The organism is Litoribacillus peritrichatus (assembly GCF_039537985.1).
GTDB lineage: Bacteria > Pseudomonadota > Gammaproteobacteria > Pseudomonadales > Litoribrevibacteraceae > Litoribacillus > Litoribacillus peritrichatus.
On record NZ_BAABBN010000007.1, the window covers coordinates 976,033 to 988,328 of the forward strand.

At 45.3% G+C, this 12,296-nt stretch carries 7 protein-coding genes; all 7 read left to right on the forward strand.

Annotated features, from left to right (window positions below; genetic code table 11):
- Positions 1-21: 21 nt before the first annotated feature.
- The 7 genes from aroK to radA all read left to right on the forward strand — a co-directional run bounded on the left by aroK (position 22) and on the right by radA (position 12,222).
- Complete coding sequence (aroK, locus tag ABD744_RS14115; protein ID WP_344799165.1) at positions 22-510, forward strand: shikimate kinase AroK; 489 nt, start codon at positions 22-24, stop codon at positions 508-510.
- 33 nt (positions 511-543) lie between these two features.
- Entirely contained in the window at positions 544-1,617 is a 1,074-nt protein-coding gene (gene aroB / locus ABD744_RS14120; protein WP_344799166.1) for a 3-dehydroquinate synthase, read from the forward strand.
- A 77-nt stretch (positions 1,618-1,694) separates the two neighbouring features.
- Complete coding sequence (locus ABD744_RS14125) at positions 1,695-3,272, forward strand: AAA family ATPase (RefSeq protein WP_344799167.1); 1,578 nt, start codon at positions 1,695-1,697, stop codon at positions 3,270-3,272.
- 225 nt (positions 3,273-3,497) lie between these two features.
- Positions 3,498-7,949 (forward strand): glutamate synthase large subunit, encoded by a 4,452-nt coding sequence (gene gltB / locus ABD744_RS14130; RefSeq protein WP_344799168.1) that lies wholly within the window; start codon positions 3,498-3,500, stop codon positions 7,947-7,949.
- 113 nt (positions 7,950-8,062) lie between these two features.
- The gene (locus ABD744_RS14135; RefSeq protein ID WP_344799169.1) at positions 8,063-9,475 is read left to right on the forward strand and encodes an FAD-dependent oxidoreductase; all 1,413 of its coding nucleotides are present in this window, start codon (positions 8,063-8,065) and stop codon (positions 9,473-9,475) included.
- A gap of 157 nt (positions 9,476-9,632) precedes the next feature.
- Positions 9,633-10,703: a uroporphyrinogen decarboxylase gene (gene hemE, locus ABD744_RS14140; protein ID WP_344799170.1), complete on the forward strand. Its 1,071-nt coding sequence runs from the start codon at positions 9,633-9,635 to the stop codon at positions 10,701-10,703.
- A 148-nt stretch (positions 10,704-10,851) separates the two neighbouring features.
- On the forward strand, positions 10,852-12,222 hold the full coding sequence (gene radA, locus ABD744_RS14145) for a DNA repair protein RadA (RefSeq protein WP_344799171.1): 1,371 nt from the start codon (positions 10,852-10,854) through the stop codon (positions 12,220-12,222).
- Positions 12,223-12,296: the final 74 nt, after the last annotated feature.

Sequence of the window (12,296 nt, forward strand, 5' to 3'; positions counted from 1 at the left end):
GTAGTTATTAATATCTTTTTAGTGGGGCCGATGGGTGCAGGAAAAAGCACCATTGGCCGCCTTCTTTCTCTGGATTTAGACCTTCCTTTTTACGACTCAGATAAAGTTATTGAAGAGCGAGCCGGTACCAATATTCCTTGGATTTTTGATGTTGAAGGGGAAAGCGGATTTCGTGAAAGAGAAACAGCGGCGATCGATGATCTGACGCAAATGAAAAACGTTATTTTGGCGACAGGCGGGGGGGCAATCCTAAAGTCAGAAAATCGCCAGTTTTTAAAGCAGCGTGGTTCGGTTATTTATTTAAAAACTTCAGTTGAGTTACAGATAGAACGTACTCGAAGAGATAAAAATCGACCTTTGTTACAAACAGAAGATCCTACCGCAGTTCTACAAAACCTGATGAACATCAGAGATCCTTTGTACCAAGAGGTGTGTGACCATGTTGTCACGACAGACAAGCGTAATCCTAAGTTGGTTGTCTCTGAGATTAAACGGGTCCTTGGTCTTTAAATCTTGAAGTTCAAATTTTGAGTGAGTTATTTAATGCAAACCTTAAATGTCGATTTGGGTGATCGTTCTTACCCCATTTTTATTGGTGCCAATATTCTGAGTAATCAACAGCTGCTTGCTCCTTATATTAAAGGCAAACAGGTGATGATTGTTACCAATGAAACGGTTGCTCCTTTGTACTTGGAGGCGCTAAAGTCGGGGCTTAAAGGTTTTAAAGTTGATGAGGTGATACTGCCTGATGGCGAGCAGTATAAGAACGCAGACAGCATCGACATGATTTACTCAGCGTTACTTTCTAAAAGGCATAATCGCACAACAACATTAATCGCCCTGGGGGGCGGGGTTGTTGGGGATATGTGTGGTTTTGCTGCGGCAACCTATCAGCGAGGTGTCGAGTTTATTCAGGTGCCAACTACTTTGTTATCTCAGGTTGATTCATCTGTGGGTGGGAAAACAGGAATAAACCACCCGTTAGGGAAGAATATGATAGGTGCCTTTCATCAGCCCAATGTGGTGCTTGCTGATACGGAGACGCTAACCACCTTACCTGAAAGAGAGTTGTCTGCCGGTATTGCTGAGGTCATAAAGTACGGTTTAATTCGTGATCCTGAGTTTTTGTCCTGGATTGAAGCGGATATGCCCAAACTTTTGGCGTGTGATCAAGCAGCACTAAGTAAAGCGATATATGATTCTTGTCGAAATAAAGCTGAAATAGTCGCACTGGATGAAAAAGAATCCGGGTGTCGTGCATTGTTGAATTTGGGCCACACCTTTGGTCATGCTATTGAGGCTCATCAGGGTTACGGTAATTGGTTGCATGGCGAGGCTGTGGGTGCTGGCATGATGATGGCTACTTTAATGTCGGAGAAGTTAGGCTGGCTATCTTCCGAAGAGGTTGGTCGTGTTAGCCAGTTGATAGAGAGTGCTAAACTGCCTGTTGCTGGACCGGCTGATATGTCTAAGGAGGACTTTATTCACTTTATGTCCTTAGATAAAAAAAATCTGGATCATCGTATTCGTCTTGTATTGCTTAAGGGTATTGGGAATGCTGTCATTACTTCTGATTACCCTATGAGTGCATTTGAGGATACTCTGGTTGCGGGTTGATTTATTATTGGCTTTGGCATAAAACTGTTTCTTATTGTTTTGTTTGTACTCTCGGTAGGAATGTTTAAGGATGAATGATGGAAGGTAATACTCAGCCAGAAATGAATGGTTTTGATGCTGAACAAGTATCGTCTTCCTCCTTATATAACCGATTTTTCCCAGGGGGTAAAAGAGCAGAACTTCTTGATCAAATAACACACTTAACTCGTTTTGGGATGATGGCGGTTAATGTGGCTGGTGAAGCCGGGACAGGTAAAACTCACCTTCTGCATGCGGTAGCAAATTCGCTCGACACTAACGTTATTACAGTTCGTACAACGCTATTGATGTCTTCATCTGAGCTGTTAAATCAAATTTTAAAGTCTGTGTTAGCTTTAAGGTTTCATCATGATCTCCCGGACTTACCTTCAACAACCGATGAAAAAGCACTCATATCTATTATTAGTTCTTATTTTTTAAGGCTTAAAGATTCAGGGGGGGCGGTTGTAATCTTAGTGGATGACGCGCACGAACTGAGTGAGGATGCGTTAGAAGTACTTTTAAAATTAGTTCTGGATAAGTCTCTTTGTGAACACCTGAAGTGTGTGATGTTTTCTGAGCCTTATTTTTCTAATTTATTATCGAAACCATCTGTTAAAGAGGTGGGAGCAGAGCAAGTATTTACCTTGATGATGCCTTTGGTGGATGAGTCTATCATCGCAGAGTATTTGACTTTCATTGAGGCGACGAAACCTGATTCTGATCGTATTATGTACTCACAGTCTGATATTAGAACCATCTATAATCTGACTAAGGGAAATTTAGGGCAGGTTAATTCTGCGATTCGATCTTTATTGGAAGGAAGTGGTGGCACCAAACAGGCTCGCCCAGCGTTTCCTTGGCAGTCAGCGGCTTTGGCTACTTTGGTTCTGGCGCTAACTTTGATTGCATACCTTTATGTCCAAGAAAGTGACCCGGGGTTAACCGCTGATTCGGTGGAAGCTTCTGGGGTAGTACAGATCGATGCAGTTGAGAAATCAAAGGGTGATATCACTATTCCTGTTGAGGAGGATTCGACGCTAAGTGGAACCAAGGCCACGTTGTTAGAGCAACTAAGGTTGAAGCAGGAACGGTTGAAGCAAGAACGGTCGCAGACGACTCATCAGGTTGTAGATAAAGAAGCTGTAAACGAAGCGTCTACCGACTTCTCCGTTGTTTCTGCGAATAAAGAGGCTTCTCTTTCTTCGGATCAGCAGCTGGAAGCTGATCGGGGTACTCACCCTCAAGTGGTTGAGCCGCCCAGCAAGGCAGATGCAGTAAATCATAAATCTACACTGGCCGGTCAAACAGAAGTTAAAAAAGATTTTAACATTGAAGAGGCGAATGAAGGCTATAAATCCAATCGCTGGATAGCTGCTCGTCCTGGTAATTTTTATACAATTCAGATTTTGGGTGCTCATTCTAAGAAAAATGTATCCCATTATATTGATACATTTTCGGGAGATAAAAGTGAACTGGCTGTGTATGAAGGTGTGCTCCGTGGACAGCCTTGGTATGTGTTAATTCATGGTAACTATGAAAACCGACAAGCTGCGAAACGCGCAGGTGATCGTTTGGGATTAAAGGATGTTTGGATACGCAGTTTTTCTTCTGTTCAAAAAGAAATGGTAAGATAAATCCTTTCAAAAGCACCGTTTTGGGCTTCTTTTTAGATCATCTGCAGGTCGCATTTCTGTAGGGGATCGTCGCATTTCTGTATAAATTTTCAGTAAAAGTTTGTTACTGGATGTCGTTACGTGTAAAATAATCGCCCCTTTGCCTGCATGGATACAACAGCAGGCTCACGGAATCGTGTTTTAGGGTTCTTAAAGAATATTAGATTAGCTAGGTGAGAGTGGCTTATGAGTAAAGGTCTTTATCATCCTGGGGATGTCAGGGATAACTGTGGTTTTGGTTTGATTGCTCATATGAGCGGTGAGGCTAGTCATCACTTGTTGCAGACGGCTATTGAAGCCTTAACTTGCATGACCCATCGTGGTGGTATTGCTGCTGACGGTAAAACAGGCGACGGTTGTGGTCTGCTAATTAAAAAACCGGATGCATTCCTCAGAGAAGTAGCGAATGAACAGTTTGGTAAAAACCTAGCTGATCAATATGCAGTGGCAATGCTGTTTTTGGATCTTGACGATCAAAAAGCAACAATCCAGCGAGAAAGTGTTGAGAAAGCAGTTTCTGAACAAGGTCTGAATGTGGTCGGTTGGCGAGTAGTGCCAACGAATAATGACTGCCTTGGCCCGATGGCAATTGACGTTCTTCCTCGTTTTGAACAATTATTTATTGAAGCGCCAGAAGGCCTGACTCAACAAGAGTTCATGGTTAAGTTGTTTGTTGCTAAGCGTCGTGCTGAACAGGCAACCGCTGAGTATGAAAACTTCTATATCTGTAGCATGTCTTCAGAAGTTCTTTCATACAAAGGTTTGATGATGCCGGTGGACCTACCGAGCTTCTATTTGGACCTGGGTGACGAGCGCGTAGCAACATCTGTTTGCGTTTTTCATCAGCGTTTCTCCACAAACACATTACCATTGTGGCCACTGGCCCAGCCATTCCGCTATCTGGCACATAATGGTGAAATTAACACCGTTGAGGGTAACAGAAACTGGGCAAAAGCCCGTGGTAGTAAATACGCTACTTCATTGTTGCCTGAATTAGACAGTCTTCAACCTGTTGTAAACACGACAGGGTCTGACTCTTCAAGTATGGATAACATGCTGGAGTTATTGCTAACGGGCGGGATGGATTTACCTCAGGCGCTTCGCTTGATTATTCCGCCAGCGTGGCAAAATGCAGAAACGATGGACCCGGATTTACGTGCCTTTTATGAATATACGTCAATGCACTGTGAAGCTTGGGATGGCCCAGCAGGTGTTGTAATGACGGACGGCCGTCATGCCGTTTGTATGCTGGACCGAAATGGCCTTCGCCCTGCGCGTTGGGTTACGACCAAGAACGGTTACATTACGTTAGCATCAGAAATCGGTGTGTATGATTACTCGCCGGAAGATGTCGTTGCTAAAGGCCGTGTTGGCCCAGGTCAGATGTTGGTGGTTGACACCGAAAGCGGCAAAGTCCTTCATACGAAAGATATTGATGAGCGCTTAAAGAACTCTAACCCTTACAAAAAGTGGTTAAAAGAAAACGCCATTCGTATTGAGTCTTCTATGAGTGAAGAGCTGGAGCAGGCAGAAAGCCTTGACTCTGATGTGCTTAAGGCCAATATGAAAATGTATCAGGTGACGTTTGAAGAACGTGATCAGGTATTACGTCCTTTGGCTGAGGGTGGCCAGGAAGCAACGGGTTCTATGGGTGATGACACGCCAATGGCGGTTCTTTCTCAGAAAATTCGTCCGGTCAGTGATTTCTTCCGTCAGAAGTTTGCTCAGGTTACAAACCCGCCAATCGATCCATTACGTGAAACGATTGTGATGTCTCTTGAGACTTGTATTGGTGCTGAAAGAAACGTATTCGAATTCTCGCCAGAACACGCTTCCCGTATCATTTTATCAACGCCAATTTTGTCCAGCAGTAAAGTACGCAAGTTGAGCTCACTGGCCGATGAGCGTTTTAGTGCAGGCGTAGTTAAGCTGGAGTTTGATGCTTCAGAAGGTCTGGAAGCTGCCATCAAACGTGTGTGCGATGAAGCTGTTGATTTGGTTAAATCAGGAACAACCATTGTTATTCTTTCTGATCGCGAAATAACCAAAGGTAAGTTGCCTGTTAACGCCTTCATGGCGACCGGTGCCGTTCACCATCGTCTGATCAACGAAGGTCTTCGTTGTGACTCTAATATCGTTGTTGAAACGGGTTGGGCACGCGATTCACATCACTGTGCTGTACTTATTGGTTTTGGTGCAACCGCTATCCACCCGTATCTTGCCTACGAAACATTGTGTGACTTGGTTCGTTCCGGTGAGTTGGTGATGGACCCAATTGAAGCACAAAAGAATTACCGTAAAGGCATTAACAAAGGGTTGTTGAAAATTCTATCCAAGATGGGTATTTCAACAATTGCCTCTTACCGTGGCTCTCAACTATTTGAAGCGGTCGGTTTGAGCGAAGACGTTATTGATCTGTGCTTCCATGGTGTCAGTAGCCGTATATCCGGTGCTGATTTTGAAGATCTTCAAGAAGATCAGGAGATTTTAGCGGACTTGGCTAGTCGTAAGCGCAAGCCTATCAGCCAGGGTGGTTTCCTAAAGTATGTCCACGACAGTGAGTATCATACTTATAACCCGGATGTTATTAAGTACTTGCAAGACGCAGTTCAGCTGGGTGATCAAAAAGCTTACGATAAGTATGCTGAATTGGTCAATGAGCGACCGGTTGCTACTCTTCGTGATTTATTGGTGCTTAAAACGGGTGTGTCTCCAATTTCTATTGATGAAGTTGAACCGTTGGAAGACATCTATCCTCGTTTTGACTCGGCCGCCATGTCGTTAGGTGCTTTGTCACCTGAAGCTCATGAAGCTTTGGCTGTCGCTATGAACCGCCTGGGTGGTCGTTCTAACTCCGGTGAGGGTGGTGAAGATCCGATCCGTTACGGCACAGAGAAACGTTCAAAAATTAAGCAGATTGCTTCTGGTCGTTTTGGTGTGACCCCGCATTACTTAGTGAATGCTGATGTACTGCAGATTAAAGTTGCACAGGGCGCTAAGCCTGGTGAAGGTGGGCAGTTACCTGGTGGTAAAGTTAATGACTTAATCGCTCGCTTGCGTTACTCAGTGCCTGGTGTGACATTGATTTCTCCACCGCCACACCATGATATTTACTCCATTGAAGATTTGGCTCAGCTGATCTTCGATCTGAAACAAGTGAACCCGGAAGCTCAGGTTTCCGTGAAACTGGTTTCTGAGCCGGGTGTTGGTACGATTGCAGCGGGTGTGGCGAAGGCCTACGCTGACTTAATCACCATTTCCGGTTATGACGGTGGTACCGCTGCCAGCCCGTTAACTTCGATCAAACATGCTGGTTCTCCTTGGGAACTGGGCTTGAGTGAAGCTCATCAGGCACTTCGTTGTAATGACCTTCGTGGTAAAGTTCGCTTGCAAACAGACGGTGGTTTGAAGACCGGTCTGGATGTGATTAAGGCGGCGATTTTAGGTGCTGAAAGTTATGGCTTTGGTACGGCGCCAATGGTCGCTTTAGGTTGTAAGATCCTACGAATTTGTCACTTGAATAACTGTGCTACGGGTGTTGCCACCCAAGATGACTTGCTGCGTGATAAGCATTTCATCGGGACGGTTGAAATGGTGATGAATTACTTCCGCTTTGTTGCCCAGGAAGTTCGCCAATTGTTGGCTGATCTTGGCGTGAAATCGCTGGAAGAACTGGTCGGTCGAACTGATTTATTGAACATCATTGAGGGTGTGACCGAGCGTCAAACGAAACTTGATTTGATGCCTATACTGGACAACAGCTTTGTACCGGCGGATAAGCCGCATACATGTGAAGTTGATCGTAACCCTCCTTACGATGAAGCAGCAAAGAATGCTCAAATCGTTAAGGAAGTTTTATCTGCAGTTGAGAGTAAATCAGGCGGTGAGTTCGACTTTACTGTGACTAACTGTGATCGCTCTGTGGGTGCAAGATTGTCCGGTGAAATCGCTAAGCGTTATGGCAATCAGGGCATGTCTGATACGCCAGTCACTTTGAACCTGAAAGGTACTGCGGGCCAAAGTTTTGGTGTGTGGAACGCAGGTGGCTTGGTTATGCGTCTTGAAGGTGATGCAAACGATTACGTTGGTAAAGGTATGGCCGGTGGTAAGTTGGTCATTCAGCCGCCACAAGGCAGCCAATTTGCAACACAAGATACATCCATTATCGGCAATACATGTTTGTACGGTGCAACCGGTGGTAAATTGTTTGCTGCAGGTACTGCAGGTGAGCGTTTTGCTGTACGTAACTCGGGTGTACATGCAGTTATTGAAGGTGCAGGAGACCACTGTTGTGAATATATGACAGGCGGTTTTGTAACAGTGCTTGGTAATGTAGGCGTTAACTTTGGTGCCGGTATGACTGGCGGTTTCGCTTACGTACTGGATCAAGACCGTACCTTCGTTGATTGCTATAACCATGAATTGATTGATATTCATCGTATCACTCAAGAGTCTATGGAAGAGTATCGTAACCATTTGAGACAAGTGGTCACTGAATACGTAGCTGAGACCAACAGTGCTTGGGGTCAGCAAATTCTAGAAGACTTTGATGGCTTCGTAGGCAAATTCTGGTTAGTAAAACCAAAAGCTGCGAGCCTGGGTAAATTGCTGGATAGCACTAAGGGTCGCCCTGAATAGGGTCGTCCTGAATAAGGCTGCTCTGAAAAGAGGAAAACTCTCGGTGCTTTTAGGAGCACCGTTATCCAGACACTCACCAGTGATCGAAGCTTGAGAAAAGAGGTTTAACGGAAATGGCTGAACGCTTAAATAACAATTTCCAGTTTGTCGACGTAGGCCGTCAAGATCCAAAGAAGAAGCCTGCCGACGCGCGAAAGAAAGAGTTTAATGAAATTTACGAACCCTTCACTTCGGAAGAGGTTCGTGATCAGACACACCGTTGTCTAGAGTGCGGAAATCCGTACTGCGAGTGGAAGTGTCCGGTGCATAACTTCATTCCTAACTGGTTGAAGTTGGTTTCTGAAGGCAACATTTTAGAAGCGGTAGAGATGAGTCATCAGACAAACTCTTTACCTGAAGTCTGTGGACGCGTATGTCCTCAGGACCGTTTGTGTGAAGGCGCCTGTACGCTAAACGACGGCTTTGGTGCAGTCACGATTGGTTCTGCTGAAAAATACATTACTGACACTGCTTTTGCGATGGGCTGGAAACCAGACATGTCAAAAGTAGAATGGACGGATAAAAAAGTTGCTGTCATTGGCGCTGGCCCTGCGGGTCTGGGTTGTGCAGACATCTTGGTTCGTAATGGCGTTAAACCGGTTGTGTTTGATAAGTATCCAGAAATTGGTGGCTTGTTAACGTTCGGTATTCCTGAGTTTAAACTTGAAAAAGAAGTAATGACTCGACGTCGTGAAGTCTTCACTGAAATGGGTGTTGAATTCCGTTTAAATACTGAAATCGGTAAAGACATTTCCTTTGAAGATATCGTTAATGAATACGACGCTGTTTTCTTGGGAATGGGCACGTACAACTACATGAAAGGTGGCTTCCCAGGTGAAGACCTTCAAGGTGTATACGATGCATTGCCGTTCTTGATTTCGAATGTAAACCGAAACCTTGGCTTCGAAAAAGACGAAGCTGACTTCATTGATATGAAAGGCAAGAAAGTTATCGTTCTTGGTGGCGGTGATACCGCGATGGACTGTAACCGTACTTCGATTCGCCAGGGGGCAACGTCTGTAACTTGCGCATATCGTCGTGACGAAGCCAACATGCCGGGTTCTGTACGTGAAGTAGCCAATGCGAAGGAAGAGGGCGTTCAGTTCTTGTTCAACCGTCAACCTGTTGCCATTATTGGTGAAGAAAAGGTTGAAGGCGTTAAGGTAGTGGAAACTCGTTTGGGTGAGCCTGATGAGAATGGCCGTCGTCGTCCGGAAGTGATCGAAGGCAGTGAAGAAATTTTACCGGCAGATGCAGTGCTGGTTGCGTTTGGTTTCCGTCCTAGTCCGGCAGACTGGTTTTCTGACCATGATGTGCAGGTGAATGACTGGGGTGGTGTTATTGCACCAGAAGCGCAACAGTACCAGACTACGAATCCGAAAGTATTCGCAGGCGGTGATATGGTGCGTGGTTCAGACCTTGTTGTGACTGCGATTTATGAAGGTCGTCAGGCAGCAGAAGGTATTCTGGATTACCTGGACGTTTAATTCGGAGTATTTAATTCAGTACACTGTGTAAGGAATTACATAGTAACTCCTGATTAACGTCAATAAAAAAGCTCAGTATGTCGCGTACATACTGGGCTTTTTTTTTACTTTTTCGGTATGATTAGCCACAGATTTTTTTACCATTTGAGGGGATAACATGACTGAGCTTAAGAACGATCGATTTCTGCGTGCATTATTGAAAGAACCTGTAGATCGCACGCCGATCTGGATGATGCGTCAAGCTGGTCGTTATCTGCCTGAATATCGCGCTTCGCGTGCAGACGCAGGTAGTTTCATGGACTTGTGTATGAACGCTGATTTCGCCTGTGAAGTAACGCTGCAACCTTTGGACCGCTATCCGGGCTTGGATGCGGCTATCTTGTTTTCGGACATTCTGACAATCCCGGACGCCATGGGGTTGGGTCTTTATTTTGAAACGGGTGAAGGGCCAAAATTTAAAAAAGTGGTAGAAACCGAGGCCGACGTAAACGCGTTGCCTGTTGTGAATATGGAAAAGGGTGACCTTTCTTATGTCACAAAGGCCGTTTCTACCATTCGCCAAGAGTTGAATGGTCGTGTTCCTTTGATTGGCTTCTCCGGTAGCCCATGGACATTGGCCACTTACATGGTGGAAGGCGGTTCTTCCAAAGATTTCCGTAAAGTAAAAGCCATGATGTATAACCAGCCAGAAGTTATGCACCTGTTGTTGGATAAATTAGCGGACTCAGTGATTGGTTATTTGAATGCTCAGATTGATGCTGGTGCTCAGGCCGTTCAGGTATTTGATACCTGGGGTGGTGCGTTAAGCGGCCGTTGTTATCAAGAATTCTCTTTAAAGTACATGCAGAAAATTGTGAATGGTCTGAAACGCGAAAGCGAAGGCCGTAAGGTGCCTGTAATCTTGTTCACTAAAGGCGGCGGTCAGTGGTTGGAATTGATGGCGGATACCGGTTGTGATGCGTTAGGCTTAGACTGGACGACGGACATTTCAAACGCCAGAAGTCGGGTTGGAGACCGTGTTGCCTTGCAAGGCAATATGGACCCATGCGTACTTTATGCTGATCCTAAGATCATTAAAGAAGAAGTTAAAATGGTGCTTGATGGCTTTGGTAATGGAACCGGCCATGTCTTTAATTTAGGTCATGGTATTCATCAGTGGGTTGATCCAGAGCACGCCAAAGCTTTCATTGAAGCGGTAGAGGAACTTAGCCCTCAGTATCATAAGTAATTTGTTACTATGCATTAACTATGTTTAAACTTATTGCTAAGTAATTTTTAAAAAGCCTATATGAAGTTTTTATATAGGCTTTTTTGTTTTTTGAGTTTTTTTTTCTGTAAAATTCTTTAACTCCTTATTTATTTGAAACAAACTTCCTATGGCGAAACGTAAAACAGCTTATGTCTGTACCGAATGTGGTGCAGACCATTCTAAATGGCAAGGCCAATGCTCTGGTTGTGCTGAATGGAACACGCTTAAAGAGTTTGTGGTTGATACCGGTAAGAAAACCTCTGCCGCATCCATTCGATCTTCGGGTTACGCGGGCCAAACCACTCAAAAAGTGGTGCCCCTGAAATCCGTTGATTTAGCGGACATGCCTCGTATTTCAACGGGTATGCAGGAATTTGATCGGGTATTAGGCGGTGGCCTGGTACCGGGCTCGGTCATTCTCGTTGGCGGGCATCCGGGCGCGGGTAAATCTACATTATTGCTTCAAACAGTATGTATGTTGGCCGCAACTCAGTCTTGTTTGTACATCACGGGCGAAGAATCTCTTCAGCAAGTCGCTATGCGTGCTCAGCGACTGGGCCTCCCTACTGACAACGTTAAAATGTTGGCAGAAACGGATGTAGAAGCCATTGTTAACATTGCGCGTGAAGAAACGCCAAAGCTGATGATCATCGACTCCATCCAGGTCATGCACCTGGCGGGGTTGGAATCGGCTCCTGGCAGCGTGTCTCAGGTGCGGGAATCCGCAGCTTTCCTGACTCAGTTTGCCAAGCAAACACAAACCATTTTATTTTTGGTTGGCCATGTAACCAAAGATGGATCGCTTGCTGGTCCTAAAGTGTTGGAACATATGATCGATACTTCGATCATGCTGGAAGGTGAAGCGGACGGTCGTTATCGAACGTTACGAGGCATTAAAAATCGCTTTGGTGCCATCAATGAACTGGGTGTCTTTGCCATGTTGGATAAGGGGTTAAAAGAAGTTAAAAACCCAAGTTCAATATTCTTATCTCGCGGTGAAGAAGCTGCATCCGGTTCTGCGGTGATGGTGATTTGGGAAGGCACTCGACCGATGTTGGTTGAGATTCAGGCGTTGGTGGATGAAAGCCATTTTGGTAACCCTCGCCGGGTTGCGGTTGGCTTGGATCAAAACCGACTGTCTATGCTCCTGGCGGTCATGAATCGTCATGGTGGTTTGCACACCGGCGATCAGGATGTTTATGTGAACGTCGTGGGTGGTGTGAAAGTTTCAGAAACCAGTTCCGATCTGGCTCTGGTTATGTCCATTTTATCCAGTTTCAGAAACCGTCCGTTGCCCATGGATTTGGTGGTGTTTGGTGAAGTGGGTTTGTCTGGTGAAATTCGTCCTGTACCGAGTGGACAAGAACGCATTCGTGAAGCGGCCAAACACGGTTTTAAAACCGCCATTGTTCCGAAGGCCAATGCACCGAAAGACACTATTGCGGGGATGAAGATTGTCCCTGTTACGAAAATTTCTGAAGCACTAGAGTACTTATAAGCAGATTGATTTTGTTACTTGAAAAGCCGCCCTTTACCGTAAAGGGTTCGAGGGCGGGCTTCGTTGGCCATTCG

Excerpts from the sequence above, each read along its gene's own strand:
- aroB (WP_344799166.1), top strand. The coding sequence starts at position 544 with ATGCAAACCTTAAATGTCGATTTGGGTGATCGTTCTTACCCCATTTTT.
- ABD744_RS14125 (WP_344799167.1), top strand. The coding sequence starts at position 1,695 with ATGGAAGGTAATACTCAGCCAGAAATGAATGGTTTTGATGCTGAACAA.
- gltB (WP_344799168.1), top strand. The coding sequence starts at position 3,498 with ATGAGTAAAGGTCTTTATCATCCTGGGGATGTCAGGGATAACTGTGGT.
- ABD744_RS14135 (WP_344799169.1), top strand. The coding sequence starts at position 8,063 with ATGGCTGAACGCTTAAATAACAATTTCCAGTTTGTCGACGTAGGCCGT.
- hemE (WP_344799170.1), top strand. The coding sequence starts at position 9,633 with ATGACTGAGCTTAAGAACGATCGATTTCTGCGTGCATTATTGAAAGAA.
- radA (WP_344799171.1), top strand. The coding sequence starts at position 10,852 with ATGGCGAAACGTAAAACAGCTTATGTCTGTACCGAATGTGGTGCAGAC.